The sequence below is a fragment of the Aeromonas sp. genome, from assembly GCF_051657805.1.
Lineage (GTDB): Bacteria > Pseudomonadota > Gammaproteobacteria > Enterobacterales > Aeromonadaceae > Aeromonas.
The window spans coordinates 222,768-249,029 of sequence record NZ_JBOFLJ010000021.1 but is presented as its reverse complement, the minus strand read 5'-3'; the positions used below and the strand labels follow the sequence as shown (position 1 = coordinate 249,029).

The following is a 26,262-nucleotide window of genomic DNA, read 5'->3' as shown; positions in this document are numbered from 1 at the left end:
GTCATAATATCCCAAACTGCACTTTCTCTGTAGCAAGGTCTGAGTGATGAAGTTATTTGTAAGAGATTTGACCGTTATCGACTCCAGCTATCTGTGTGAACGCCGTGGCATGGTAGGGGAGAGCTGGCTGGTCGACATCGAAATGAGCGGTGAGCTCAACGAGATGAGCATGCTGCTGGACTTTGGCCGGGTGAAGAAGCTCATCAAGTCCATCATAGACGAAGAGGTGGATCACAAGCTGCTGGTGCCGACCGGCTGCGGCCTGGTGCAGATAGCAGAGCTTGATGATGGCGAGTGCACCGTGGATCTGCTGCGCCCCCACCGCTCCATCCATTTGCGCTGTCCGGCCCAGGCGTTTGCCTTCATTCCCGCCCCCCAGGTGGACAAAGAATCGGTGACCCGTTACCTGCTGGGGGTGCTGGCCACCCGCTTGCCAGGCAATATCAAGGACTTGTCGCTGACCCTGCGCCAGGAGCGCCTCGACGGCGCCTTCTACCACTACAGCCATGGCCTGAAGAAGCACGACGGCAACTGCCAGCGCATCGCCCACGGTCACCGTTCCCCCATCGAGATCTCCGTGGATGGGGAGCGGGACGAGGAGCTGGAGCTGAACTGGGCCGAGCGCTGGAACGACATCTACCTCGGCACTCAGGAAGACCAGGTGGCCCTGTCTGCGCTGGCTCTAAGCGATCTTGCCAAGGCCCAGCTGGGTGAACATCACCTCGGCTTCAAGTACGTGGCGCCCCAGGGGCTGTTCCAGCTGGCCATGCCGGCGGCGGAGGTGGAGATGATCGACACCGACACCACCATAGAGCTGCTGGCCCACTACATCGCCCGCGAGGTGAAGAAGCAGGTGGGTGACAAGTTCGTGAAGATCGTGGCCTATGAGGGGGTCGGCAAGGGCGCCATCGCCTACGCCTGATCTGGTATCTCCTGTTCATGGTAAAAGGCTCCCGATGGGAGCCTTTTTATTGCCTGTGTGGCGGCCCCTAGGCCTTAACTGCGGCCCTGGGCCAGCAGGCGGACGGCAAGCAAGCCCAATACCGTTGCCATCAGATAGCGCTGCACCGCGAGCCAGAGCCGATGGCGGGCAAACCAGCCCGAGATATGGGCGGCAGAGAGCGCTACCCCCAGGTTGACGGCGGCGCTGATAAGCAGTTGCACTGTGCCGAGCTGCAGGCTCTGCCCGAGCACGGATCCCGCCTGCGGGCTGATGAACTGGGGCAGCACCGAGAGGTAGAAGATGGCCACCTTGGGGTTGAGCACGCTGGTGAGCAGCCCCATCAGAAACAGCCGGCCGGGGGAGTGGACCGGTAGGGTCGATGGTTCGAACGGCGAGCGGGATCCCGGCCGTATGCCCTGCCAGGCCATCCACAGCAGGTAGAGGGCGCCGGCGACTTTCAGCAGCTCATAGCCCATGGGGATCGCCATGAAGAGGGCGGTCAGGCCGACGGCGGCGCACAGCATGTGGACGCTGAAGCCGAGCACCACGCCGCCCCATGACATGAGGCCCGCCATCCGTCCCTGGCAGAGGGAGCGGGAGAGCAGGTAGATCATGTTGGGGCCCGGGGTCAGGGCCATCAGCAGGGAGGCGCCGGCAAACAGCAGCAACTGGCTAAGGGAGATCATGGGGACATCCTGGAGGCTGGGGTGACGGAGGAGGCATATGGCTATGCTGGCCCAGGGGCGGACGGCTGTCCGTGATGCAGATCAGGCTTTCATCTTAAGCCGGGGCGGCAATAAAAAGGGGCCGGCAGGCCCCTCGGAAACTGTGGTTGACGCGGCCCTTAGGCGCTCAGCCGGAAGCGCTGCACCAGCCCCTCCTGCTGCTCGGCCAGGGAGTCGAGTTGCTGGCTGGTCTCGGCCACCCGCTCTATGCCCTGATAGTTGAGATCCGAGATGTCGGAGATGCGGTTGAGGTTGGTGGCGATGTCGGCGCTGGTGGCCTGCTGCTGCTCGGCGGCGGAGGCTATCTGGCTCGACATGTCGCTGATGAGCACCACTATGCCCTGTACCTCTTCCATGGCGTTGTTGGCCTGGGAGCTCTGATCCATGCAGCTGTCCATCTCCCGGGAGCACTCCTCCATGACGTTGACCGCCCGGGCGACCCCCTGCTGCAGATTCTCGATCATCTGCTGGATCTCGCTGGTGGACTGGGCGGTGCGACCGGCCAGGTTGCGCACCTCGTCCGCCACCACAGCGAAGCCGCGGCCCTGCTCGCCGGCGCGGGCCGCCTCGATGGCGGCATTCAGGGCCAGCAGATTGGTCTGCTCGGCGATGCCGCGGATGACGTCGAGGATATTGCCTATCTGGCCGCTCATGGCACTCACGTCGCCGATGACGGCGCCGGTCTGCTGCAGCTTGCCCGCCAGCTGATGGGTGGTGGTGATGTTGCCGGCCATCACCTTGCGACCCACTTCCGAGGCCTTCTCCACATCCATCACCCGCTCCAGGGTCTGGTTGGCGGCCTGGGCCACCTCCCGTACCGAGGCTTCCATCTGGGTCATGGCGGCGGCCACCGAGGCGGTCTCCTGGCGCTGCTTCTCGAGATCCGCGCGCACCGACTCCGTGGTGTGGCGGTTGTCATGGGCGGCGCTGTTGAGCTGGTTGGAGGCCTGGGAGAGCTGGCGCAGCACGTCCCCCATCTGCTGGATCAGCAGGTTGATCTGGCTGCCGAGCTGGCCGAACTCGTTCTGGCTCCGGAAGCCGACCCGCTGGGTCATGTCCCCCTGGGTCACCTCGGTCAGCACCCGCAGCAATTCTTTCAGTGGGCGGCGGATGGCCTTGCCGAGGGTGTAGGCCACCAGGATGGCGACCAGGATGGCGATGACGATGCTGATGGCCTGGGTGAGAGTGCTCTGGGTCTGTACCCGATCCGAGGCCTGGATGCTGGCGTTCATCAACTGCTGGCTCTGGGCGGTGATCCCCTCCAGCTTGTTCTGGATGGCGAGGATGAGCTGGCTCGCCTGCTTGCTTTGCTCGCGCATGGCCTGCTGCTGCTTCATCAGCGCCAGGTATTGGGCGAGCACCCCTTCGTTGCCCGTGGTGTCGCGCACGAACCCATGGACGTAGTGGCCCATGTTGTTGTCGAAGTCCTGGAGCTCACCCTGCAGATCCTTGATGGTGCTGTTGAAGCTCTCGATCTGCATCTTGTTGCGCTTGAGGGCACCCTCGATGGGGGCCGGGATGCTCTGGTTCAGGGCATCCATGGTGGAGAGCTCGATGGCGGAGAGCTTGGTGGTCAGGGTCTCAGACAGCATCTTGATGAAGCTGTCGTCGATGGAGACCATCATGTCACCCAGGTTCTTCTTGAACTGGGGCAGGCTGACCTGAAACTGTCCCTTGGCCTGATTGACCTTGTGCAGCCGGGTGAGCAGGGCCTCGTGTTCGGTGGGCAGGGTCTGGGTGAGCTGCAGGTAGTCCCCCGCCAGCTTGGTCAGGGCCGCCATCTCCCCTTGCAGCTCCGGGTGGGCCGCCACCTGGGCCTTGAGGGCCGAGAGCGTCTTGTCGACCTGGGCCTTGGCCTGTTGCAGTTCGGCCACTTCCCCCGGCAACAGCTTGGGATCCTGCTCGGTCAGCACGTCGGTGAGCCACTTGTTGGCGCTGAGGAGGCTTATCTGGGTCTGGCTGCTGGCGATCACCAGAGGCATGGATTGCTGGGTTACCTGATCCAGGGCCCCATTGAGCTCACTCTGGCCGCGAAAGGTCAGTGCCGCGCTGGCGACCATGACGGCGACCAGGATGGCAAAGCCCAAATAGACTCTCTGTAAGATGGAGAGGTCTGACATTGTTTGTTTCATTATTGTCCCGCTGTCTATGCAAAAGTCCCTTGCCTGAGTACCCCGTCCCTTTGGTACCCTGCATGCCCTGGGTGGCCATGCCTCTGGTACGGAGGACGTCTCCCTGACTATCGGTATTCTTAACAATAACTGAAGTGATTGGGACAACGGCTGTGTCAAATATCGGCTTGTGTCACACTTGGCGGGCCTCGGCGGCGTTTTTGGGATTCGCTTGAGGTTTGTGTAAAATTTTCTTTTTCATATAAAGGAGTTACCCATGGCGCAAGAAACCATTTTCAGCAAAATCATCCGCAAGGAGATCCCCGCCGACATCCTTTATCAAGACGATCTGGTGACCGCGTTTCGCGACATCCAGCCCAAGGCCAAGACCCACATCCTGATCGTGCCCAACGTGCTGATCCCCACGGTCAACGACGTGGAGCCGGACCATGAGCTGGCGCTCGGCCGCATGTTCACCGTGGCGCGCAAGCTGGCGAGCGAGGCCGGGATCGCCGAGAACGGCTATCGCCTCATCATGAACTGCAACCGCCATGGCGGGCAGGAGGTCTACCACATCCACATGCACCTGGTCGGTGGCCAGCCCCTGGGACCCCTGCTCAGCCTGTGATACGCCCCGTTGCCCTGACCGGCCTGCTGTTGGCCGGTCTGCTGCTGGGGGGCTGCGCCTCCCATTGGCAGGATCTCTTCGTCTCCTACTCCGATCAGATGGTGCCCCAGCGCAACCTGCTGCTGCAGGGCAAGGCCGCAGAAGCCTTGCCCGAGGTGCGTGAGTCGACGCCGGGGGACGACACCTATGTGCTGGACAGGCTGGAGCAGGGGCGCATCGCCTGGCTCGCCGGTCAGGATGCAAACAGCAAGCAGGCCTTCGCCGCCGCCGACAGCAGCCTCGCCTGGGAAGACGAGCAGGCCCGATACCGGCTGAGCCGCGGTCTGGCCCAGGCGGGCAGCCTGCTCACCAACGATCAGACCCTGGGATATCTGGCGCCGGACTACGAGCGTACCATGCTGCACCACTATCTGGCCCTCAATTACCTGCAACGGGGGGACGCCGAAGGCGCCCTGGTGGAGGTGCGCCGGGCCAATCAGGTGCAGGAGCGGGCCCTCAAGACCCGGGCCGACGAGGTGCGAGCGGCCAGGGCAGAGGCGGCAGAGACGGGCGACGAGGCCCGGATGCGCCAGCTGGTGTCGCGCGGGGTACCCGATCTCGACCGGCTGGTGGGTAAGGTGAAAAACGGTTTCCAGAATGCTTACACCTTCTACCTCTCCGGGGTGCTCTACGAGGGGAGCGGGGATCTCAACGACGCCTGGGTGGACTACCAGCGCGGCTACCAGATAGCGCCGGACAACCAGAGCCTGCAGGATGCCCTGCTGCGCCTGGCGGTGCTGCGCGGCTCCCCGGACGAGCTGCGCGAGACCGAGAAGAAGCTGGGACGCAAGGCACCGCCGCTGGAGAAAAACCAGGGCCAGCTGGTGGTGCTGTTCGAAGATGGGCTGATCCCGGCGCGGCGGGAATTCTTCCTGCCGCTGCCTATCGCCACCTCGGGAGGGGATTTTCGCACCTTTACGGTGGCGGTGCCCTATTACGACAATAGGGCCGCGACCACGGGCCCGCTCAGCGTGACCCTCGGCAATCGCCACCAGCAGACCAGCTCCCTGGTGCGGCTCGAGGCGCTGGCCGCCAAGGATCTGCAGGAGCGACTGCCCGGCATGTTGACCCGCCAGGCCTTGCGCCTGCTGGCCAAGGAGCAGCTCAGGCGTTCCGCCGCCAAGGAGGGAGGGGATGTGGGCAACCTGGTGGTGGGGATCTTCAATGCCCTGTCCGAGCGGGCCGATACCCGCAGCTGGCTGACGTTGCCTGCCGAGGCGAGCAGCTGGCAGGCCATGGTGCCGCCGGGGGAGGTGATCCTCACCCTGGGGGCGGGCAGCGCCATGCGCCAGTTACCGCTCACCGTTCACGGCGGGCGCACCACCCTGGTGTGGGTGCAGCGCCTAGGCGCTGGCCTGAGCACCCGGGTGATGCCCATCTAGGGGGCTGCGAGTCCCCACCCCGGATAACCAAGGCTCCCCTCGGGGAGTGACACATAGCGTGAGGTGACGATGATGAAAGCCCATATGGCGGCCCTGGGCCTGACACTGCTGCTGTCCGCCTGCAGCACCAATACCTCCGGCGTGGCCCTCTATGCGCCGGCGGGGGGCGTGGCTACCCTGGAGACCCATAACGGCTCCCTGGACGCGGCCCTGACCGAACAGAGCCGCCGCCAGCAGAACGGTCTGCTGCAGGTCAACGTGATCCTGGCCAACACCCGGTCCGGGGACAACCACCTGCAATACCTGTTCTACTGGTACGATGGCAGCGGCCAGGAGGTGGCCAGCGATGGCCGCGGCTGGACCCCCATCAAGCTCCACGGCCACCAGAGCCGTACCCTGTCAGCCCTGGCACCCAATGAGAGCGCCCAGGGTTACAGGGTCTATGTACGCGAAGTGATTGAGGAATCGAACTGATGAAAATGAATCCTGCCCTGCTTGCCTTGAGTGGCGCCCTGCTGCTCGGCGGCTGTTCCAGCACCACCGTCAGCTATGGCGATCCGACCGAAACCGAGACGGTGACAGTGGATTACGGCTCAAGCGATCTGCAGGCCATCGCCGACAAGATGGCGGACTCCATGCTGGGCTCGCCGGCCACCAGCGAGATCACCTCGGGGGGCCGTCCCGTGATGTTCATGGACTCCATCCGCAACAAGACCTCGGAGCACATCGACACCGAGGCCATCACAGATACCCTGCGCACCAAGCTGCTGCGCTCCGGCAAGTTCCGCTTCGTCGACATGAGCAAGGTGAGTGCGGTCAAGCAGCAGCTCGAGTACCAGCAGGGCAGCGGTATCGTGGATCCCGCGACCATGGTGCGCCTCGGCAAGCAGACCGGCGCCCGCTACATGGTCTATGGCAACCTCGCCAGCATCGTCAAGGACAACGGCAAGGTGAAGGACGTCTACTACCAGATGACCATGAACCTGATGGATCTGGAAAACGGCGAGCTGCTCTGGGCCGATCAGAAAGAGATCCGCAAGCAGGCGAAGACCTCCACCTTTGGCTGGTAAGTCGTCTCAGGGGTGGGACGGTGCGAAGGATCTGCGGGGCGATCTCGCCGAGCTCTCCCTGCTCGCCAGCCTGCCGGCCCCCTGGTGTCAGGGGCGCCTCGAGCCCCTGGGGGAGGGGCTCACCAACTGCAACTACCGGCTGACCCTGCCCTCTGGGCGGAGCGGTTTCTTGCGCCGCGGTCACCCGGATCCGGTGCGCCTCGGCATCGACCGTGCCACCGAGTGGCAGCTCTACCGGGGCGCCATGGGGCAGGGCATCGCCTTGCCCTGTCATCACAGCGATCCGGCCTCTGGCCTGATGTTGCTGGACTGGTGCGACGAGCCAAACTGGGCCTTGTCCCCCCCACCGCCGGACGAGCAACCCAGGCTGCTGGCCGAGGTGCTCGGCCGCATGCATCGCCTGCCAGTGCCCAAGGTGGTGATGGCGGTGCGGGCCCATGCGAAGGGGTATCGCGACCGCCTGGCCCAGGTGCCGGGCTGGCTGCCGGCCCTTGAGCGGGCTCTGCTCGCGAGCCGGGAGCCGGACGACTGCTGGCTCCCTTGTCATCACGATCTCAATCCGGCTAACTTGTTGGGACCCAAGCCCTGGGTCATCGACTGGGAGTACGGCGCCGCCGGTCATCCTGGCTTCGAGCTCGCCAGCATAGTGCGCACTCACGACTGGTGCGAAGAACAGCAGCGCCAGTTGGAGAACTGCTATCTTGAAGGCAGGGAAGCTGCTCATAAGCTGCTCAATGGCAAGGGATTTCAAGCCGAAGCCTTCCTGCCATGGGTCGATTACATCGGCCTGCTGTGGGGACTCTTGATGGCCGAACAGCAGACAGGGCCCGACTATCAGGCCCTGATCGACAAGAACCGCCAGCGCCTGGAATAGCGCTGGCCTCTGGATTGCGGCGGATGGCCCCCGGTGCCACAGCCGAACAACAAGCCCTGCACGACGCTAGTTTCTCAACGATTGGAGGCATGCATGCGAACCACCCTCTCATGGCGTCAACCCCGTAGCTGGAGCCTGCTGCTGCTCTGCCTGCTGCTGACGGGCTGCGCCACCCGGGTCATCTACTACTGGCTCGACTCCGCCATCGTCTGGCAGCTGGACGACTACTTCTCTCTGGATCGCAGCCAGAAGAAGCTGCTGGATACCGAGGTGAAGGGGTTGATGGCCTGGCATCGTCAGCACGAGCTGCCCATCTACGCCAGGGATCTCGACGCCCTGGCCAGGGCGGTGGCGAGCCCCATGACCCCGGAGCAGGTCTCCCTGCATCTGGACAAGACCCAGGCCAGCCTGACCCGCACCCTGGAGAACGCCATTCCCCGCACCGTGCGCCTCGCCCGCACCCTGACGGACGCTCAGGTGGCCCACTTCATGGGGGACAGGGTGAAGCGCCAGCAGGAGCGTCAGCACGACTTTGCCACCGAGTCGAAAGAAGAAATGCTCAAGGGTTTCAGGGACAAGATGAACGAGCGGCTGGTGTTCTGGATTGGCAAGGTCAAGCCGGCCCAGGCCCCGCTCGTCGCCCAGTGGGCCGAGTGGCAATACGAGATGATGGGCCCCTGGCTCGAGTTTCAGGGGGCCTGGACCAAGGAGCTGGACAGGCTGATGAAGCAGCGCCAGAGCCCGGACTTCGGCAAGGAGTTGACCCGCTTGCTGCAGCAGGGGGATGGCCTGATGGATGGCCGCTTCACCGGTTACACCGATCAGTCCCGCCAGCGCACCATCAAGTGGCTCAGCGATCTCAGCCAGTCCATGGATCTCTCCCAGCGGGCACACCTCTACACCCTGCTCAAGGACTATGCCGAGGACTTCGAGGAGATGACCCGGGGCCGTTGATCATCCTCATCCACCCCACGAGGGCGGCAGGCTGCAAGGCCTGCCGCCCTTGTCCTTATGGGGGCGCTGTGGTAGCTTGCCCCCTCTGTTACTCAGGAATTAACTGTTTGAGTCGTTTGGATAAAGTGAAACTGGCCGCGATGGCACTGCTCATTGCGCTCACCCTGCTGTTCTCTACCCTGCCGGTGGGGGGCGTCGCCCTGTCCGCGGCGCAGCAGGGCAGCGAGCAGAGCCAGATCGCGCACCTTGCCAGCCAGAGCGATGACGGCGTGGTCAAGTTTGTCGGCACCAACCAGACTCACCTGCTGCGCCTCGAACACTCACTGCGCAGTGACAACGCCCCGGGCAAGGTGGTCTACGAGCTGGTGCAGAGCTGGTCCCAGCAGGCCATCTTGTTGCTGCTGTGCGGCCTGCTGCTCCACCTCGCCCTCCATTACCCCAAGCAGAGTTTCCGGCATCACTTCGCCACCCTGCATAGCCGGCGCTTGCAGCGCCGACACCTGCAATACCGCTTCTCCCAGAGTTTCCTCGCCTGACTCCGATGGGGTCAGACTGCCATCTGTCGCCTCATCGTCTCTCCGTAACTGTTCAGTGTTACTGAACGGTTAGGCTGTCTTGTTTCGTTTTTTTACGCGGTGTGCGTGGTCACATCCGTCGCTTTCGCCTGACAGAGGCCGATTTCATGAGAAAAAAGAGTCATCTCATCCTGAACCGCATGAGCCTGTGGCAGTACGCCCTGCTGCTGCTCATGTTGTTCACCTTCACGTTTTATTCCCTGCCCACCTTCTTCGGTGAGCAGCCTTCCCTCGGCCTGCACGGCCAGCGCACCCTGACCGAGGCCCAGCGCACCCTGTTCGAGCAGCACAAGATCCCCTTGCTCAAGGAGGTGCAGCAACGGGAGCGGGTGGAGCTGGTGTTCGAGAGCCAGGCCGATCAGCAGCGGGCCAAGCAGCTGCTGGAGCAGCAGGGCTTCGAGAGCGCGGCCCTGACCCTGGAGTTCTACTCCAACGCCCCGACCTGGATAAGCCAGCTCGGCGCCGCCCCCATCAAGCTCGGGCTGGATCTGCGCGGTGGCTCCCAGCTGCTCATCGGGGTAGATCTCGACTTCGTCATCGACAACCAGACCAAGAACCTGGTGGACATGCTGCGCACCCAGTTTAGGGAGGCGCACCTGAGGGGGGCCAACGTGGCGCGGATCGCGACCGGAGAGGTGCGGGTCATTCTGCCGGCGGGAATGGAGCAGGGGCCCTGGCTCACCATCATCCGGGATACCGCCGGTACCCGGCTGGATCAGTGGACCCAGCAGCGCAGCGGCAACGAGTTGAAACTGGTGATGAGCGAGGCCGAGCGTACCCTGCTGGCCAACAACGCCGTGACCCAGAACCTCTCCATCCTGAAGAAGCGGATCAACGAACTCGGCATCGTCGAGGCCTCGGTCCAGCGTCAGGGGCAGGACGGCATCCGCATCGAGCTGCCCGGGGTGCACAACCCCAAGCAGGCCAAGGAGGTGATAGGTGCCACCGCGTCGCTCGCCTTCTATCAGGCCAAGCCGGATAGCCACTTCTTCATGGCGGATCGCAACGGTCAGGCGGTGGGCATGGCCCGCAAGCCGGTGCTGACCGGTGAGCACATCGTCGATGCCCGCGCCGGCATGGGGGAGATGGGTCAGCCCCAGGTGAGCATAGTGCTCGACAGCCTGGGTGGCAGCAAGATGAACCAGTTCAGCCGCCAGCACGTGGGCAGCGCCATGGCCACCGTCTTCACCGAGTACAAGACCAATGCCCAGGGCAAGCTGCGGGCCCAGAGCGAGGTGATCAACGTCGCCACCATACAGACGGCGCTCGGCAACCAGTTCCGCATCACGGGGCTCGCCAGCGTACCGGAGGCCCAGGAGCTCGCCATGCTGCTGCGGGCCGGCGCCCTGACCGCACCGCTGAAGATCCTGGAGGAGCGCTCCATAGGCCCGACCCTGGGTCTTCAGAACATAGAGGCGGGCTTCACCGCCCTGGCGTTCGGCATGGCCGGCATGATGCTGTTCATGATGGCCTGGTATCGCAAGTTCGGCTGGGTCGCCATCACGGCGCTCATCGGCAACCTGCTGATGCAGGTGGGCATGCTGGCGGTGCTGCCGGGGGCCGTGCTGACCCTGCCTGGGATCGCCGGCTTGGTGCTCACCGTCGGCATGGCGGTGGATACCCATGTGCTGATTTTTGAGCGGATCAAGGACAGGCTGCGGGAGGGGGGGACTCTGGCCAATGCCATCGACTTTGGCTATCGCTCGGCGTTCAGGACCATCTTCGATGCGAACCTCACCACCCTGATCTGCGCCGTGGTGCTCTACTCCATCGGCTCGGGGCCGCTGCAGGGCTTCTCCATCACCCTGATCCTGGGGCTCATCTCCAGCATGGTGACCGGGATCTGGGGCACGCGCGCCATCATCAATCCCCTGTGGGGCGCGAGCCGCGCCAAGCTGCTGAGGGTATGAGCATGAGCCATCGTGTGTACCACGTTGCCGCGCGTCCGAGCCTGCTCCGCGCCATCCGCTTCCCCGAGGGAAGCCCGAGCCATCTGCCGTCGAGGGAAGAACAATGCTGAGAATGATCGTTGCCATGGGTCTGACCCGCTGGCGTTACATAGGTTTGTGGATTTCTGTGCTGCTGACCGTCGCCAGCATCGCCGTGCTGGCCATCAAGGGGCTCTCCCTCGGCCTCGACTTTACCGGCGGCATACTGCTGGAGTTTCGGATCCAGACCCTGAAGGAGGCCCATGAGCTCAACGCCCTGCTGAGTGCCCCCCTGGCCGGGGTGGTGGAGCTGAGCTCGGCCGGCGTGCCCGGCGAGTGGCTCATCAAGCTGCCCCCCCACGAGCTGCCCTGGCCGGCGGAGGAGCTGGCGACCATGCTGGGCCAGCAGCTGAATCTGCCGGTGGAGCTGCTGCGCACCACTATCGTCGGGCCCCAGGTGGGCGCCGAGCTGTTCCAGCAGGGGATGCTGGCGGTGCTGGTGGCCTCCCTGGCCATCTCCGCCTACCTGGCGATGCGTTTCGAGTGGCGTCAGGCCATCGGCATCCTGGTCTCGGTGCTGCACGACGGCCTGGTGGCCATCGGGCTGCTGTCGCTGTTCAACATCGAGTTTGACCTCAACGTGATCGCGGGCCTGATGGCGGTGATCGGGTATTCCCTGAACGACAGCATCGTCATCTCCGACCGGTTGCGAGACCTGCTCGGCTCGCGTACCCAGATGGGGATCCACGAGTGTTCGGATGTGGCCATCAAGGCGACCTTCAGCCGCACCATGATCACCTCGGGCACCACATTGTTCACCGTGGGGGCCCTGCTGCTGTTTGGGGGGGATGCCCTCTACGGCTTCTCCTTCACCCTGTTCGCCGGCATCCTGGTGGGGACTGTCTCCTCCATCACTGTGGCCTCCACCGTGCAGGAGCTGCTGGGGCTCTCGCCCCAGGCCTATCAGAAGAAAGAGGAGGAGAGCCTGGCCGAGGCGGCCTGACGTCCTTCGTTCACTCCCTATGCAAAACGGGCCAGCTGGCCCGTTTTTTTATGCCTTGGCTTATGGCCCCTGGCTAGAATCCCGAGCCTGGCTGCTGCAAGAAGGCGGTCTCTTCCCCCTGATCTGGGCGCCCCAGGATGGCGTTGCGATGGGGGAAGCGGCCGAAGCGATCGACGATCACCCTGTGGCGGCGGGCGAAATCCGCGAAGCCCTCGAAGGTGTCCCGGGCCTCGCCGCTGGCCTGCTCCGCCGCCAGCGCCTCGAACAGGGCCACGCTTCTGGCCTGCTGCTCGCCGGACTCCGCATGCTCCAGCGGCAGGTAGAAGAAGACCCGACCCAGCGGCGAGAGCCCCTTGTCCGCCCCCAGCACCAGCCCCTTGAGGCAGAGCTCCCGCGCCTTGGCGTCCTGGGCGAAGGCGGCCGGGGTGCCCCGGTGGATGTTGCGCGGCACCTGATCCAGCAGCAGGATGAGGGCGAGACGCCCGGTGGGCACCTCGGCCCAGTCGTCGAGCTTGCCGGTGGCGGCCGCCTCGGCCAGCTCGCCGAAGCGGCGCTGGATGAGGGCGTCGGTCTCGCTGCTTTTGCCCCACCAGAGTGAGGATTGGCGCCGGGCGCGGGTGACATCGTCGGCGTCATCGCCAAACCAGAAATCGAGCAGAGGTTGCCAGGGCTGCATGGAAACTCCTTGGGCCAGAAGGGCTTGCGGGTGAAACAAGGCCAATTGGCCCTGTCATGGGGGCTGCCGAAACGGCGGCTTCTCGCTACACTGTGCCATCTTTTGCCCGAAATGAGGAAGTCCCTCGCCTGTACTATCTGGCGGATCCCAATGATCTGCCTGGTGCTCGTGACGGTTGCTTGCTCGCTACCCAGATGAGGAATACCTGATATGGCCGGAACCAGTTTGTTGGCCCTGCTCGACGATATTGCCAGCGTGCTCGATGACGTGGCGTTGATGACCAAGATGGCGGCGAAGAAGACCGCCGGTGTGTTGGGGGACGATCTCGCCCTCAACGCGGAGCAGGTATCCGGGGTGCGGGCGGAACGGGAGCTGCCGGTGGTGTGGGCGGTGGCCAAGGGATCCTTTCGCAACAAGCTCATCCTGGTGCCCGCCGCCATCGCCATCAGCGCCCTGGTGCCCTGGCTCATCACCCCCTTGCTGATGCTGGGGGGCGCTTACCTCTGCTTCGAGGGGGCCGAGAAGCTGGCCCACAAGTTCCTGCCCCATGAGGCCGAGGAGGGGAACCATGGCCCCATCCCGGACGATCTGGTGGCCTTCGAGCAGCAGAAGATAAAGGGAGCCATTCGTACCGATTTCATCCTGTCCGCGGAGATCATCGTCATCGCCCTCGGCACCGTACAGGGCTCGAGCCTCGGTCTGCAGATCGCCGTGGTGGCGGGCATCGCCCTGTTGATGACGGTGGGGGTATACGGCCTGGTGGGGCTCATCGTCAAGCTCGATGACATCGGTCTGCACCTGCTGCAAAAACCGGATGCAAGCGCCCTGCGTCGCGCGTTCGGGCGGGGTTTGCTGGTGACGGCCCCCAAGCTGATGCACTTGCTGGCGCTGGTCGGCACCATCGCCATGTTCATGGTGGGTGGCGGCATCCTGGTCCACGGCTGGCCCTTCGTTCACCACCTCATCGAAGGGGCGGCCGCGAGCCTGGCTCCCCTGGCCGGTGTGGGCGCCGTACTGGCCGCCGTGACGCCGACCCTGCTCAACGCCCTGGTGGGGGTGCTGGCAGGCCTGGTACTGGTGCTGGCCATGACGCTGGTGAGCCGACTCAAGCCCGCCAAATAGGGCGCAGCGCACCATTTGCCAGACGCCTTGTTGGTTGACCAGAATGGGGGCTAGGCAACGGCCTGCCCCCTTCGTACTATCGGGTGGCGACTGCCCACCAGAGGCAGCGCCACCCGATTTGGACGCAGACAAACAAGGACTGTTATGACGCCACTCATCTGGCAGGATGATCACATCTTCGCCGCCCCCGACTGCCCGGCCGTTGAAGCCGGTTTCCACCATGCACAGCAGATCCTGAGCAGCCTGAAACCGCTGCTGGACGAACTGCCAACCACCCGGGATACCAATGCGCTGCGACACCTCCTTCGCACCATACGGCGGCAGGCCGAAGAGGTGACGCGGCTGGCCTGGAATGCCCAGACCTATGGCTACAACCGCTTGAGCCGCAATGGTCGCGATGAGCCCGCCAAGGTGCTGCTCTCCCGTGGCCAGCAGTTGCAGGCAAGCCTGGCCCAGCTCATCAAGCCCGTGACCCTGTTCTGGATAAATGTGCCTGAGGCGCAGTTGCGGCTGCTGCTGCAGGATCCCGAGCTGTTCGAGCTGGCCTACGACATTCGCCACGCCCGCCGCCTGCGGGATCAGCGCCTCTCGCTCGCGTCGGAGCAGCTGATCGAGGGGCTGGCAGTGGATGGCCTGCAGGCCTGGGGGGATCTCTACGACAGCCTGGTGGGCAGGCTCAGCCCCCGGGTGGAGGGAGAGATCATGGGGCTGGCGCAGGCGGACAACCTGCTCTCCCACCCGGACAGGGCGCGGCGCGCCCACGCCTGGCACGGCATTCAGGCCGCCTGGGCCGCAGAGCAGGAGACGGTGGCGGCCATCCTCAATGCCATCAACGGCTGGCGCAACGAGCTCGCCACCCAGCGCGGCAAGGAGCGCTTGCTCGATGCCCTGGACGTCTCCTGCCATCAGGGGCACCTCGAGCGCTGCACCCTGGAGACCCTGATGGGGGAGGCAGATGCGCACAAGGAGCTCGGCAGGCGAGCCCTGCGCGCCATGGCGAGCGCCCAGGGGATCGACGATTTCGCCCCCTGGGATCTCTATGCACCGCCCCCCGCGACGAGTTCGGTCGCCATCAGCCTGGCAGAGGCCCTCCGCCTGGTGGCGGAGGCCTTCGAAAACTTCGACCCCGAGATGGGGGCCTTCGTGCGCCTGATGGCGGAGCGGGGCTGGATCGATGCCAACCCGAGCGAGAACCGCCGCAGCGGTGCCTATTGCACCGAGTATGCCCATCCCGCCGAGCCTCGGGTGTTCATGACCTTCGAGGGCACCCTGGACAACGTCATCACCCTCGCTCACGAGCTCGGCCACGCCTGGCACAGCTGGTTGCTGCGGGAGCTGCCGCTGGAGCAGCGGGACTACCCCATGACGCTCGCCGAGACGGCCTCATTGTTTGCCGAGACCCTGGTGCGGGAGGCGCTGCTTGCCCGCATGGAGACCCGGGAGCAGCGGCGGGACATCGCCTGGATGGACGGGGAGCGGGCCGCCAGCATGCTGCTGGACATTCCGTCCCGCTTTGCGTTCGAGCGGGCGCTGGTGGCGGCGCGGGGAGAGGGCTATGTGGGGGCGAGCCAGCTCAGAGTCATAATGAAATCCGCCAAGGAGCAGTGGTATGGTGACAGCCTTTGTCAGTACGACGAGCTGTTCTGGGCCAACAAGGGTCACTTCTCCATCGCCGAGTTCGGGTTTTACAACTACCCCTATCTGTTTGGCTACCTGTTCAGCCTGGGGCTCCATGCCCAGAAGGAGCGGGCCGGCGGCGACTTCGTCGAGGCCTACCGGGCGCTGCTCACGGACACAGGGCGCATGAGCGCCGAGGATCTGGTGGAGAAGCACCTGGGGATCGACATTCGCGAGCCTGCCTTCTGGCAGGAGAGCCTGCGCCAGGTGGAAGAGGCGGTGAGCCGCCTCGAGCGGCTGGTGTGATCCATCCGCTGCCGGGCTGGCCGGTAAGTCCCCGCTGAGCAGGGGGCGCCCTCTTGCGCCCCCAAACCCCTTTATTCGTGGTCCGGCACGCCGGGTCACGCCATTTTTTGATAACGGATCAACACGAGTCGACGATGCAACCCATCCAATACCCGCAGCAGTGGCAAAACCAGCATATCTACCCCTCCCTCGACAGCAGCGTGTTGGAGGCGGACATGAGCCTGGCCCGCGCCAGCCTGGCTGAACTCGATGCCTTCATCGGCCAGCTGGCCGCGGTGCGCGATCAGGGGGATGCCCTGCAGGACTTCCTGCGGGAGGTACGCCTGCGTGCCCAGCGCATCCGCGACATCGGCTGGAACGTGGCGGTGCTGGCGGCCTCGAGGGGTAGCCAGGATGCTCTGGATCCCCTGGCCAAGCAGCTGGCCTCCCGCGCCCGCGCCCTCAACGCCGATCTCTTCAAGGCCCTGGCGCCGGTGGAGGAACTGATGTTGGGGATGCCTGAGCCCGAGTTTGAGCACCTGATGCAAGACCCCCTGCTCGGCGAGGAGGATTATCGTCTGCGCCACGAGCGGCGGCTGCAGGATCAGCGCCTGCCGGTGGCGGCGGAGCAGCTGGTGATAGGCCTTGGCACCGACGGCCTGCACGGCTGGGGCAACCTCTACAACGATCTGGTGGGCAAAATTCGCCTGACCATAGCCGGCCGCGAGATGGGGTTGGCACAGGCGAGCAACCTGCTGTCGAGCCCGGACAGGGCCCTGCGCCGGGAGGCGTTCGATGCCATCAGCGACGGCTGGGCGGGGGAGCAGGAGACGGTGGCCGCCATCTTGAATGCCCTCAATGGCTGGCGCCTCGAGCTGGCGCGCCAACGCGGCAAGACGCGCCTGCTCGATGCCCTGGACCTTTCCTGCCACCAGAGCCACATAGAGCGCGCCACCCTGGATACCCTGATGGCCGAAACCTACCAAGCCCGTGGCCTGGGTCAACGGGCGCTGACGCTGATGGCTGGCAGGCTTGGCATTGCTGCGCCGGGGCCGGAGGACTTGTTCGCACCGCCCCCCGCGACCAGTAGCCGCGCCATCCCCTTCGAGGAGGCCATCGAACTCATCGCCCGGGCCTTCGCCGCCTTCGATCCCGAGATGGGGACCTTTGCCCGCATGATGGCGGAAAAGGGTTGGATTGACGCCGCCCCCACCCCGAACCGGCGCACCGGTGCCTACTGCACCAAGTTTGCCTCCCCGGTGGAGCCGCGGGTCTTCATCACCTATGCGGGCACCATGGACAACGTCATCACGCTCGCTCACGAGCTTGGCCACGCCTGGCACAACTGGCTCATTCGCGATCTGCCCATGAGCCAGCGCAGCTATCCCATGACGCTCGCCGAGACCGCCTCCATCTTCGCCGAGACCCTGGTGCGCCGCGCCCTGTTCGAGCAGGCGCAGAGCCAGGAGGAGCAGCTGGCCATCGCCTGGGCCGAGGCGGACGGGGCCGCCACCTTCTTGGTCAACATCCCGGCCCGCTTCGACTTTGAGCAGGCCCTGGTGGCGGAGCGCAAGGGGGGCTATGTGTCGGCTGCCAGGCTCAGCGCCCTGACCGACGAGGCCTGGGGCCGCTGGTACGAGGGGAGCCTGGAGCGTTATCACCCCCTGTTCTGGGCCGCCAAGGCGCACTTTTCCATCGCGGGCTTCGGCTTCTACAACTATCCGTATCTGTTCGGCTACCTGTTCAGCCTGGGGGTCTATCACCAGCTGATGGCGCGCAAGGCCGCAGGGGAAACGGACATCGCCCAGGCCTACCGCGCCCTGCTGCGGGATACCGGCCGCATGAGCGCCGAGGCCCTGGTGGAGAAGCACCTGGGACAGGACATCCGGGAGGCGGCGTTTTGGCAAGGGAGTCTGGCCCTGGTCGAGGAGGCCGTGACGCGCTTCGAGCAGGCCCTGGGTTGAGTGAACAGGATCCGTCTTTGGGCCGGGATCTGTTCCCGATGACTGATGTGATCGAGTGCATCGAACTGACTCTGGGGGAGTGAGCGCGATACCGCCCTCTGGCGGGATCTTCGTCTGGAGAGGCGGGACAGGGTGGCGCTTTGTTGCACCTCGTCTGGCCGGATCCGGAGGAAAACGGTTTTTCCGGCGGCAGCGGGCGTGATCCAAAGCAAGAAAGTTGGATGTTTTGGTGGCGCCGGGCCCCGCCGCTGGAGTAGTTTCGATAGAACCGACACAGTTTCCGAGGTCTTACCCATGATCATCTATCTGCATGGTTTTGATGCCACCAGCCCTGGCAATCATGAGAAAGTGCTGCAGTTGCAGTTTATCGATGATGATGTGCGTTTCGTGCACTACAGCACGGTTCACCCCCGCCACGACATGAGTCACCTGCTCAAGGAGGTGAAGAAGCAGCTCGACATGAGCACGGACCCCAAGCCCCTCATCTGCGGCGTCGGTCTCGGTGGCTACTGGAGCGAGCGGATCGGCTTCCTGTGCGGCATCAAGCAGGTGATCTTCAACCCCAATCTCGACCCGGCGCACAACATGCAGGGCAAGATAGACAGGCCGGAAGAGTACGAGGACATCGGCACCAAGTGTGTAACCGAATTTCGTAATAAAAATTCAGGAAACTGCCTGTGTATCCTTTCCGTTCAGGATGAAATCCGCGATAATCGGGACACTGAACGTGAATTGAAGAACTATTACGACATCGTATGGGATGAGCGCGAGACCCACAAATTCAAGAACATCTCGCACCATCTGCAACGGATGAAGGCCTTCAAAGAAGCCTGAGCCTGCGCTATCACGTCGACCGATTTCGTTTTAGGGAGCCAATGGCTCCCTTTCGTTTTGAGGAACCAAGGAAAATCATCATGATGAATATTGTCGTTGTTGGCGGCGGTGCCGGCGGTCTGGAGCTGGCGACCAGTCTTGGCCGCAAGCTGGGCAAGAAGAACAAGGCCAGGATCACCCTGGTGGATCGCAACCGCACTCACCTGTGGAAGCCCCTGCTGCACGAAGTGGCCACCGGCTCCATGGATGCGGGCATCGATGCCCTGAGCTACCAGTCCCACGCCAAGAACCACGGTTTCGAGTTCCAGCTCGGCAGCCTGACCGACATCAAGCGCGACGAGAAACGCATCGTGCTGGCTCCCATTCACGACGAGAGTGGCGAGCTGGTGGTGCACGAGCGCGAGCTCCCCTATGACTACCTGGTGATGGCCATCGGCTCCGTCTCCAATGACTTCAACACCAAGGGCATCAAGGATCACTGCATCTTCCTGGACAGCCCCTCCCAGGCTCATCGCTTCTACAACAGCATGATGAACCGCTTCCTGCAGTTCGCCACCGAATACCAGCCCGGTGACAAGGTGAAGATCGCCATCGTCGGCGGCGGCGCCACCGGGGTGGAGCTCTCCGCCGAGCTCTACAACGCGGTGGAGCAGCTCTACGCCTACGGCTTCAAGAACCTGACCACGGAGAGCCTCAAGGTGACCCTGGTGGAGGCGGGCCCCCGCATCCTGCCGGCCCTGCCGGAGCGCATCAGCGGCGCCGCTCACCAGGAGCTGGTCAAGCTCGGGGTGGACGTGCGCACCGCCACCATGATCACCGAGGCCACCGCCGATGGCCTGCACACCAAGGACGGGGAGCTGATTGAAGCAGACCTCATGGTGTGGGCCGCCGGCATCAAGGCGCCGGACTTCATGAAGGACATCGCTGGCCTCGAGACCAACCGCATCAACCAGCTGGTGGTCAAGGAGACCCTGCAGACCACCCGTGACGATCACATCTTCGTCATCGGTGACTGCGCCGCCTGCCCGCAACCGGACGGCAAGTTCGTGCCGCCGCGCGCCCAGTCCGCCCACCAGATGGCGACCCAGGCGTTCAAGAACATCCTGGCGATGATGAACGGCGGCGAGCTGAAGCCCTACCTCTATCACGATCACGGCTCCCTCGTCTCTTTGAGTCGCTTCTCCACCGTGGGCAGCCTGATGGGCAACCTGATGCGCGGCTCCATGATGGTGGAAGGCTATATCGCCCGCATGGTCTACATCAGCCTGTATCGCATGCACCAGGTGGCCCTGCACGGCTACATCAAGACCGGCCTCATCATGCTGGTGGGCCGCATCAACCGGGTGTTGCGCCCGAGCATGAAGCTGCACTGATACCGCTCAGGGCCCGCCTCTCCCGGCGGGCCCTTCACTTTCCTGCTATGGACGAAACCTGATTGTGAATACCACTTCTTGCGAGGAGGCTGGTTTCCCGGGGCCGATCACCCCACTGACCACGCTCCTGCTGGCGGCCTGCGACATCCTGTTCCTGCTGCTGCTCACCCTGATCCCGACCCTCACCGTCGCCCTCGATCTGCGCTGGCTCCACAACGGGGTGGGGGAGGTCTCCATCACCGAACTGCTGCAGGAAGGGGTCCTGCTCGCCATAGTCATCGGCCTCTACTGGAAGGGACGGCGCCTGCCCGAGGTGCGCGCCTTCCTCTGGTTGCTTGCCGGTTTCTTCGGCTGCCTGCTGATCCGCGAGCTGGACGTCTTCTTCGACAAGATCCGGCACGGCTTCTGGCTCTATCCGGCCCTGTTGCTGGCCATGACGACTCTGCTCCACAGCTGGCGCCAGGGCTGGCAGACGCTGCTCCATGGGGCCGCCCGCTTCGTACAGCACCGCAGCGCCCTGTTCACGCTCTTTGGCCTGCTGCTGGTGGCGGTGTTCAGCCGCATGTTTGGCAGCGGCTCCCTGCTGTGGAACGAGATCCTGGGGGTCAGCACGGCCTTCGAGTTCAAGACTGCCCTGCAGGAGGGGATAGAGCTGCTGGGTTACACCTATGTGGCCTACGGCATCCTGACCCAGGGGGGCTACCTGCGAGAGGGCCCGGGCACTGTCCGGGCGTGAGAAAGCCGCTTCTCGTGAGCGGCTTTTTGTATGGCGGGGATCAGAAGCGCCTGTGGTAGTTGACGGCGAAGAAGTAGAAGTCCGGGTCGGGGTAGTGGCCGGAGAGGTCGCCGAGCGCGACGCTTGAGCCGTCCATGTGCAGGTATTCGAACCCCATGCCGAGGCTGTCCTGAGGATTGAAGGCATAGCTGGCCCCGGTGCCAAGGCGCACGGCGCTGCCGCTTGGCACCGTCAGCGAGGTGTTCTGCTGATCCTCGTAGGCGCTGCTGTCATAGGCGATGCCGCCGTTGAGGGTCCATTGGGGGGTCAGGGCATGTTGAACCCCCACCGCCAGGTGGTAGGTGTCCTTGTACATCCCCTTGTCGGTGATGACGCGCCCGGGCAGGGTTATCTCGTTGCTGTTGTACTGGCTCCAGTCCTGCCAACCCAGGTTGCCCATGATGGCCCAGTCGTGGCTGAGTTGGTGATAGGCGCTCAGCATCAGCTGCTGCGGGCTGTTGACCAGGCCGGTGAGCGAGAGGTGGGCGCTCGTGCCGGGCAGATCGGGGAGGGGGAATTCGCGCTCTATGTTGAAGTGGTACTTCACCTCGCTGGTGTAGCCGAGGCCGATGCGGGTGTCCGGATTGAACTCATAGAGCAGCCCCAGCTTGCCGTTGAGGGCCCAGTCGCTGTCATCTTGCTTCTGTTCCCCCTGGCCAGTGTCGCGCTTGAGGGCGAACAGGCCGTAGTTGATGCCAAGGGCGGCGCCGAGGGACCAGTGTTCATCGATGCGATAGGCCAGGGAGGGCTGCAGGGTGAGGGCGAGCAGGGTCGCCTCCTTGAGCAACTCCTTGCCGGCCCAGTCCCCGTAGTCCAGCCCCAGCCCGAAGTTGCCATAGGTGGCAACGCCGAACGACCATCGCTCGTCGAGCTGCTGGCTGTAGTAGAAGGAGGCGGCGGGAAACCAGCCGATGACGGTATCGACGTCCGACAGGGCGGGATCGTCCAGATCGTAGGGCGCGTCCCCGTAGAGCAGCTGGCCGCCGACGGTGAGCTGGCGTCCCTCCAGATGGCTCAGGCCCGCCGGGTTCATCAGCTGGACGCCGGGATCCTGGGCCCGGGCGGCCATGCCCGCGGTGGCGAGTCCCAGATCGTCGGTGCCCGTCTCGTACAGATAGAGGCCACCGGCCTGCCCTTGGGCGGCGAAGAGGGTGAGGGGCAGCACTAGCCGGGGCATGAGGGGGCTTCTCGCAGCAAGGCTCGTCATCTTGGTTAGGCTCCTGTGAGGCATGGCTGTTTTTCCAGCAGTGAGGAGTATAGATGGCATTTGGCTGTCAAATCATGCGCTTGCCATCCACTCACATGGTAGGGGCGGGCTTATGCTTTTGGCGCAGGCTTGCTACTCTGTCGCCGGGAGCGCCCAAGGCGCACAGGATGACATCACAGGAGACACCATGATCCTCTCAACCACCCCTACCCTGGAAGGCAAGACCATTCGTGAATACCGCGGCATCGTCGTGGGCGAGGCCATCCTCGGTGCCAACGTGTTCAAGGACCTGTTCGCCGGGATCCGCGACATCATAGGCGGCCGCTCCGGCGCCTATGAGAAAGAGCTGGCCCGTGCCAGGGAGATCGCCTTCGAGGAGCTCAAGGAGCGGGCGGCGGCGCTCGGCGCCAACGCCGTGGTCGGTATCGACATGGACTACGAAGTCGTGGGCCAGAACGGCAGCATGCTGATGGTCAGCATCAGCGGAACCGCCGTGGTGGTCTAACCTGGCGCCACCGGCCAGCAGGGAGCCGATCGCGAGATCGGCTTTTTTGTGGCTTTCTCTTCCCTTGCCCGGCGAGGAAGGGACGGATTAGGAGGGTGCCGTCTCACCGGCAGGTTCCGGCGATCCACCACTCAGCGACAGGGAGCTGTCCATGACCTTGCTCAAACCAACCGGGCTCCAACCTGGCGATACCATCGGCTTCTTCTCCCCTTCCAGCGCGGCCACCGCCTGGGCGCCGCACCGCTTCGAGCGCGCCAAGGCGTATCTGACGGCGCAGGGTTTCAGACTCAAGGCCGGCAGCCTGACCGGCGCTCAGGATCACTGGCGATCCGGCACCATAGCGGCGCGGGCCGATGAGCTCAACGCCCTCATTCGCGCTCCCGAGGTGCGCGCCATCATGTCGGTCATCGGCGGCAGCAACTCCAACGCCCTGCTGCCCTATCTCGATTATGAGGCGCTGAAACGGGATCCCAAGATCCTCATCGGCTATTCGGACGTGACGGCCCTGCTGCTCGGCATCCACGCCAGGACCGGCCTGGTCACCTTCTACGGCCCGGCGCTGGTGGCCTCGTTCGGCGAGTGGGCGCCCCTGGTGGACGAGACGCTGGCGGGTTTTCAGCGGATCTGCCTGGCCGGTGGGGCCGCCGTGCCCCACATAGTGCCGACCCCGGTACAATGGACCGACGAGCGGCTTGACTGGGAAAACCAGAGCCGGGTCAAGGCGTGCCAGCCGAACCGGCTGATCTCTGTAGGTTCTGGCAGGGTGCGGGGGCGGCTCATCGGCGGCAACCTCAACACAATGGCGGGGATCTGGGGTTCCCCCTATATGCCGGCCATCGAGGTGGGAGATATTCTGCTGCTGGAGGACAGCCTCAAGCGGGCGGAGACGGTGGAACGTTCCTTCGCTCACCTCAAGCTGTGCGGGGTGTTCGAGCGTATCGGGGCCCTGGTGCTCGGCAAGCACGAGCAGTTCGATGATCAAGGCAGCGGCAAGGGGCCGCTCGATATCCTGCTGGAGGTGGTGGGGGAGCCGCGCTTTCCCATCTTGGCGGAGTATGACTGCGCCCATACCCATCCCATGCTGACCCTGCCGCTCGGCATCCAGGCCGAGCTGGATCTCGATGATCAGTGTCTTACCCTTTGCGAGTCTTGGCTAAGGGAGGGGTGAGGTGCCCCATAGCCCAAATAGAGAAGAGGCCGCAGTTGCGGCCTCTTTACGTTATGGAGTCTTTATCAGGGCAGGGCATCGGCCCTGAAGCTCGCCCGGATCTGGGGCACCAGCGGCGAGGGATCGAAGCCCTTTTCCTCCCCGAGCACCGGATGGAGCAGAGGCAGATCCGGGATGGGGGCGAGATCCCCCGCCAGCAGGGCGCGGGTGGCCTGCCCCATCTGGTAGAGCTGGCGCACCGGTGCAAACTGATGCTCGAGAGACAGGGCGCCATCATCCCGGGTGAAGGCCATCATGGGGATCTGGTAGCTGGCGTCCCGCGGCGGCTTGACGCCGTGAATGCCCTTGCCCGCCGACATCAAGAACGGCTGGTGATCCCCGAAGGCCACCACCAGGTAGCGCTTGTCCGTGGCATCGAGGGCCTTGAGCAGTCGCTCCAGGGAGGCCATGGCATCCACCACCCCGGTGTAGTAGGTGTTGAGGAGCTGCTTGTCCGCCGCGCTCTGATCCGGGCAGGCCCGATCGAGCTGCTGGGCCTGGTAGCGATCCCCGTCGAAGGGGCCGTGGCCCTGCATGGTGACCGCGTAGGCGAACAGCGGCTTGTCATCCTGCTCGCTGCGTTTGAGCAGGTGATCGATGAGGGCATCGTCCGAGATGTAGAGCCCCTTGTGCTCCAGGCTGGTGAAGCGGGTATCGAACCAGCGCTCCTGGTAGCCCAGCGCCGGTATGGCCTTGGCGCGGCCCCAGAACTTCTCCACATAGGGGTGGGCGAACAGGGTCTGATAGCCGCTCTGCCTGGCGCTCTGGGCCAGCCCGGGCACCTGGGCCGAGAGGTAGTAATAGGGCACCACCCCCTGTTTGAGCAGGCCCACCGGCAGGCCTGTGTTCATCTCGAACTCCGCCAGCACCGTCATGCCCCCCGTGGTGGGGGAGTGGATGGTCTTGCGCCACTGCTGCACGCTCGCGGGCAGGGCCAGGGTGGGGGCGGGGGCGCAGATCTTGCCCTGCCAGTCGAGCCAGAGGGACTCGTATTGCAGCACGATCACCAGATCGAAGCGGGGGGGCTGGACGCCTTGGATCAGGCCGGGGTGGGCGAGCTCGGGGGTGCGATCGTTGATCTGCAGGGGATAGCGAAAGACGTTGCCGCTCTGCAGCATCTCGTCCACCAGGTTGAACACGTAGAGGCCGGGGCCGGCGCGGATGATGTCCCTGTGGTAGTTCACCGCCCTGTCTACGTAACGGACGTTGGCACCCAGCAGCTTGTTGCTGGTCTGGGTGGCAAACACGCAGAGGGCGAAGAAGGCGACGGTGGCGGCGGTGACGCGCAGGATCCAGCGGGAGAGGGCGAATCGCCAGCACAGGTACAAGAGCCCGAGGAGGCCGAGCACCGGCAGCACAGGATGCTGGTCCAGCAGTATGTGCACCAGCGCCAGCAGGTTGCCGAGATCGTCCCCCCCAAGGGGCACCCCGTAGATGGCTATCTTCATGAAGTTAGCGAGCAGGCCGATGCCGGAGAGCGCCGTGAACACCAGCCCCATGTAGAGGTTGAAGCCGGCCAGTGCACAGAGGCTCCAGCCCAGCACCATGCTGCCCCAGGCGAGGTAGTAGTGCTCGGGTCGAAAACCGGACCAGAGCAGAAACTCTCCCAGCTTGAACACCACGAAGCCGTGCAGCAGCACGAAGGTGAGGTTGCCGAGCAGCAGGCTGCCCAGCACCCGTGACGCCGAGCTCTGACGCAGGCGCGGTAGCAGGGCCCGCAACACGGCGGCGCTCGCCAGCAGCACCAGCAGCAGGCTGGTCATCAGGTAGACGAGGTTGAAACCGCGCTCCGGCAGGGTCTGCAGGATCTGGCTGTATTCACCGCTCTCTGGCCTCTCCTTGAGCAGCAGGCCGATGCGCAGCTGGTAGCGGCTATCCAGGGCATCATCCGGCGCCCGCAGGGTGCTGTTGAGATCCAGGGTGCAGCGCTCCTTGCGGCACTTCTGACGCTTCTCCACCGCCTGGTTCAGCTGATCGATGCGAACGCCCTTGTCGTTGAGCAGCTCCACCCGCACCTTGTCCCCCACCTGCAGGGGTTTGAGCAACTGCCACTGGCTGCGCACCACCAGGTAGAGGCCGCGGCTGTCGCTCTTGTAGAGCAGGGAGTGGCGGTTGAGGGTGGCGATGGGTTGATCGGCGGGCCCGAGGATGAGCGGCTGGGCGCGCCCGAGCCAGCTGACGGGATTGAGCAGGGGCAGGGCCAGGGTCAGCAGCAGGAGGGCACTGAGCAGGCCAAACAGCAGCCTGGAGAGACGGGAAGGGGGGCTGTGACCGAACTGGGGGGCATTCATAAGGGAGCTCATCCTTGGAGCGGGGTTCACAGCCATGGCTGCATCTATTTTGACCCGATGGTGCTGGGCCGGTTCCTCGATGTCAATTTAATGACCGAAAGATGAATATTGTGTGACCGTGTTGACTTGCAAATTGTGATCCCGATCCTGCGGCCGCATCGATTCTGTGATGAA

Annotated in this window: 23 protein-coding genes; 18 read left to right on the top strand and 5 right to left on the bottom strand. The window is 64.2% G+C overall.

The genetic code is table 11. The features are described 5' to 3' along the window. Window positions 1-46: 46 nt before the first annotated feature. Window positions 47-922 carry a 6-carboxytetrahydropterin synthase gene (locus ACRCYW_RS08365; protein ID WP_438549650.1) on the top strand — a complete coding sequence of 292 codons (876 nt, stop codon included), beginning with the start codon at window positions 47-49 and terminating at the stop codon, window positions 920-922. A gap of 74 nt (window positions 923-996) precedes the next feature. Here ACRCYW_RS08365 and ACRCYW_RS08360 read toward each other — a convergent pair whose 3' ends face one another. After that, window positions 997-1,629, bottom strand: a complete 633-nt coding sequence (locus ACRCYW_RS08360; RefSeq protein WP_438549649.1) for a LysE family translocator — start codon at window positions 1,627-1,629, stop codon at window positions 997-999. Window positions 1,630-1,787: 158 nt separating this feature from the next. Then, complete coding sequence (locus ACRCYW_RS08355; protein ID WP_438549648.1) at window positions 1,788-3,800, bottom strand: methyl-accepting chemotaxis protein; 2,013 nt, start codon at window positions 3,798-3,800, stop codon at window positions 1,788-1,790. A gap of 256 nt (window positions 3,801-4,056) precedes the next feature. Here ACRCYW_RS08355 and hinT point away from each other — a divergent pair, with 256 nt between their 5' ends. The 9 genes from hinT to secF all read left to right on the top strand — a co-directional run bounded on the left by hinT (window position 4,057) and on the right by secF (window position 12,232). Continuing rightward, entirely contained in the window at window positions 4,057-4,407 is a 351-nt protein-coding gene (gene hinT / locus ACRCYW_RS08350) for a purine nucleoside phosphoramidase (protein WP_033129807.1), read from the top strand. Then, entirely contained in the window at window positions 4,407-5,828 is a 1,422-nt protein-coding gene (locus tag ACRCYW_RS08345; protein WP_438549764.1) for a COG3014 family protein, read from the top strand. Before hinT ends, ACRCYW_RS08345 begins: the two co-directional genes overlap by 1 nt. A gap of 72 nt (window positions 5,829-5,900) precedes the next feature. Next, window positions 5,901-6,302: a YcfL family protein gene (locus tag ACRCYW_RS08340; protein WP_438549763.1), complete on the top strand. Its 402-nt coding sequence runs from the start codon at window positions 5,901-5,903 to the stop codon at window positions 6,300-6,302. After that, complete coding sequence (gene lpoB / locus ACRCYW_RS08335; RefSeq protein ID WP_438549647.1) at window positions 6,302-6,898, top strand: penicillin-binding protein activator LpoB; 597 nt, start codon at window positions 6,302-6,304, stop codon at window positions 6,896-6,898. The genes ACRCYW_RS08340 and lpoB overlap by 1 nt, the downstream gene beginning before the upstream one ends. Next, a complete protein-coding gene (locus ACRCYW_RS08330) occupies window positions 6,888-7,772 on the top strand; it encodes a phosphotransferase (protein ID WP_438549646.1) in 885 nt (294 codons plus the stop codon). The genes lpoB and ACRCYW_RS08330 overlap by 11 nt, the downstream gene beginning before the upstream one ends. A 93-nt stretch (window positions 7,773-7,865) precedes the next feature. Then, the gene (locus ACRCYW_RS08325) at window positions 7,866-8,726 is read left to right on the top strand and encodes a DUF6279 family lipoprotein (RefSeq protein ID WP_438549645.1); all 861 of its coding nucleotides are present in this window, start codon (window positions 7,866-7,868) and stop codon (window positions 8,724-8,726) included. A 68-nt stretch (window positions 8,727-8,794) separates the two neighbouring features. Beyond that, a complete protein-coding gene (locus tag ACRCYW_RS08320; protein ID WP_438549644.1) occupies window positions 8,795-9,262 on the top strand; it encodes a hypothetical protein in 468 nt (155 codons plus the stop codon). Window positions 9,263-9,408: 146 nt separating this feature from the next. Further along, the gene (secD, locus tag ACRCYW_RS08315; protein ID WP_438549643.1) at window positions 9,409-11,211 is read left to right on the top strand and encodes a protein translocase subunit SecD; all 1,803 of its coding nucleotides are present in this window, start codon (window positions 9,409-9,411) and stop codon (window positions 11,209-11,211) included. A gap of 103 nt (window positions 11,212-11,314) precedes the next feature. After that, window positions 11,315-12,232 carry a protein translocase subunit SecF gene (secF, locus tag ACRCYW_RS08310; protein WP_438549642.1) on the top strand — a complete coding sequence of 306 codons (918 nt, stop codon included), beginning with the start codon at window positions 11,315-11,317 and terminating at the stop codon, window positions 12,230-12,232. Window positions 12,233-12,305: 73 nt separating this feature from the next. Here secF and ACRCYW_RS08305 read toward each other — a convergent pair whose 3' ends face one another. Then, complete coding sequence (locus ACRCYW_RS08305) at window positions 12,306-12,908, bottom strand: DUF924 family protein (protein ID WP_438549641.1); 603 nt, start codon at window positions 12,906-12,908, stop codon at window positions 12,306-12,308. Between the two features lie 210 nt (window positions 12,909-13,118). Here ACRCYW_RS08305 and ACRCYW_RS08300 point away from each other — a divergent pair, with 210 nt between their 5' ends. From ACRCYW_RS08300 to ACRCYW_RS08275, 6 genes are all read left to right on the top strand, one after another. After that, window positions 13,119-14,030 carry a DUF808 domain-containing protein gene (locus tag ACRCYW_RS08300; RefSeq protein WP_438549640.1) on the top strand — a complete coding sequence of 304 codons (912 nt, stop codon included), beginning with the start codon at window positions 13,119-13,121 and terminating at the stop codon, window positions 14,028-14,030. A gap of 144 nt (window positions 14,031-14,174) precedes the next feature. Beyond that, the gene (locus ACRCYW_RS08295; RefSeq protein ID WP_438549639.1) at window positions 14,175-15,953 is read left to right on the top strand and encodes a M3 family oligoendopeptidase; all 1,779 of its coding nucleotides are present in this window, start codon (window positions 14,175-14,177) and stop codon (window positions 15,951-15,953) included. 134 nt (window positions 15,954-16,087) lie between these two features. Further along, on the top strand, window positions 16,088-17,896 hold the full coding sequence (locus tag ACRCYW_RS08290; RefSeq protein ID WP_438549638.1) for a M3 family oligoendopeptidase: 1,809 nt from the start codon (window positions 16,088-16,090) through the stop codon (window positions 17,894-17,896). 294 nt (window positions 17,897-18,190) lie between these two features. Continuing rightward, window positions 18,191-18,730, top strand: coding sequence for an alpha/beta hydrolase YcfP (gene ycfP, locus ACRCYW_RS08285; protein WP_438549637.1), 540 nt, complete (start codon window positions 18,191-18,193; stop codon window positions 18,728-18,730). 80 nt (window positions 18,731-18,810) lie between these two features. Then, window positions 18,811-20,103 carry an NAD(P)/FAD-dependent oxidoreductase gene (locus tag ACRCYW_RS08280; protein ID WP_438549636.1) on the top strand — a complete coding sequence of 431 codons (1,293 nt, stop codon included), beginning with the start codon at window positions 18,811-18,813 and terminating at the stop codon, window positions 20,101-20,103. Window positions 20,104-20,167: 64 nt separating this feature from the next. Then, entirely contained in the window at window positions 20,168-20,839 is a 672-nt protein-coding gene (locus tag ACRCYW_RS08275) for a hypothetical protein (protein ID WP_438549635.1), read from the top strand. A gap of 40 nt (window positions 20,840-20,879) precedes the next feature. Here the strand turns inward: ACRCYW_RS08275 and ACRCYW_RS08270 are convergent, their stop codons facing one another. Beyond that, complete coding sequence (locus ACRCYW_RS08270; protein ID WP_438549634.1) at window positions 20,880-22,085, bottom strand: OmpP1/FadL family transporter; 1,206 nt, start codon at window positions 22,083-22,085, stop codon at window positions 20,880-20,882. Between the two features lie 187 nt (window positions 22,086-22,272). On the opposite strand from ACRCYW_RS08270, the gene ACRCYW_RS08265 reads away from it, so the two are divergent. Next, window positions 22,273-22,590 (top strand): heavy metal-binding domain-containing protein, encoded by a 318-nt coding sequence (locus ACRCYW_RS08265; protein WP_438549633.1) that lies wholly within the window; start codon window positions 22,273-22,275, stop codon window positions 22,588-22,590. 151 nt (window positions 22,591-22,741) lie between these two features. Then, window positions 22,742-23,758, top strand: coding sequence for a S66 family peptidase (locus tag ACRCYW_RS08260; RefSeq protein ID WP_438549632.1), 1,017 nt, complete (start codon window positions 22,742-22,744; stop codon window positions 23,756-23,758). 65 nt (window positions 23,759-23,823) lie between these two features. Here the strand turns inward: ACRCYW_RS08260 and ACRCYW_RS08255 are convergent, their stop codons facing one another. Next, window positions 23,824-26,088: an LTA synthase family protein gene (locus ACRCYW_RS08255; protein WP_438549631.1), complete on the bottom strand. Its 2,265-nt coding sequence runs from the start codon at window positions 26,086-26,088 to the stop codon at window positions 23,824-23,826. Window positions 26,089-26,262: the final 174 nt, after the last annotated feature.

Bases quoted from the DNA above. Each gene is read 5' to 3' on its own strand.
- ACRCYW_RS08300 (WP_438549640.1), top strand. From the start codon at position 13,119: ATGGCCGGAACCAGTTTGTTGGCCCTGCTCGACGATATTGCCAGCGTG.
- ACRCYW_RS08355 (WP_438549648.1), bottom strand. From the start codon at position 3,800: ATGAAACAAACAATGTCAGACCTCTCCATCTTACAGAGAGTCTATTTG.
- ACRCYW_RS08340 (WP_438549763.1), top strand. From the start codon at position 5,901: ATGAAAGCCCATATGGCGGCCCTGGGCCTGACACTGCTGCTGTCCGCC.
- ACRCYW_RS08260 (WP_438549632.1), top strand. From the start codon at position 22,742: ATGACCTTGCTCAAACCAACCGGGCTCCAACCTGGCGATACCATCGGC.
- ACRCYW_RS08295 (WP_438549639.1), top strand. From the start codon at position 14,175: ATGACGCCACTCATCTGGCAGGATGATCACATCTTCGCCGCCCCCGAC.
- secF (WP_438549642.1), top strand. From the start codon at position 11,315: ATGCTGAGAATGATCGTTGCCATGGGTCTGACCCGCTGGCGTTACATA.
- secD (WP_438549643.1), top strand. From the start codon at position 9,409: ATGAGAAAAAAGAGTCATCTCATCCTGAACCGCATGAGCCTGTGGCAG.
- ACRCYW_RS08255 (WP_438549631.1), bottom strand. From the start codon at position 26,088: ATGAATGCCCCCCAGTTCGGTCACAGCCCCCCTTCCCGTCTCTCCAGG.
- ACRCYW_RS08305 (WP_438549641.1), bottom strand. From the start codon at position 12,908: ATGCAGCCCTGGCAACCTCTGCTCGATTTCTGGTTTGGCGATGACGCC.
- ACRCYW_RS08325 (WP_438549645.1), top strand. From the start codon at position 7,866: ATGCGAACCACCCTCTCATGGCGTCAACCCCGTAGCTGGAGCCTGCTG.
- ACRCYW_RS08265 (WP_438549633.1), top strand. From the start codon at position 22,273: ATGATCCTCTCAACCACCCCTACCCTGGAAGGCAAGACCATTCGTGAA.
- ACRCYW_RS08270 (WP_438549634.1), bottom strand. From the start codon at position 22,085: ATGACGAGCCTTGCTGCGAGAAGCCCCCTCATGCCCCGGCTAGTGCTG.
- lpoB (WP_438549647.1), top strand. From the start codon at position 6,302: ATGAAAATGAATCCTGCCCTGCTTGCCTTGAGTGGCGCCCTGCTGCTC.
- ACRCYW_RS08280 (WP_438549636.1), top strand. From the start codon at position 18,811: ATGATGAATATTGTCGTTGTTGGCGGCGGTGCCGGCGGTCTGGAGCTG.
- ACRCYW_RS08365 (WP_438549650.1), top strand. From the start codon at position 47: ATGAAGTTATTTGTAAGAGATTTGACCGTTATCGACTCCAGCTATCTG.
- ACRCYW_RS08360 (WP_438549649.1), bottom strand. From the start codon at position 1,629: ATGATCTCCCTTAGCCAGTTGCTGCTGTTTGCCGGCGCCTCCCTGCTG.
- ycfP (WP_438549637.1), top strand. From the start codon at position 18,191: ATGATCATCTATCTGCATGGTTTTGATGCCACCAGCCCTGGCAATCAT.
- hinT (WP_033129807.1), top strand. From the start codon at position 4,057: ATGGCGCAAGAAACCATTTTCAGCAAAATCATCCGCAAGGAGATCCCC.
- ACRCYW_RS08290 (WP_438549638.1), top strand. From the start codon at position 16,088: ATGCAACCCATCCAATACCCGCAGCAGTGGCAAAACCAGCATATCTAC.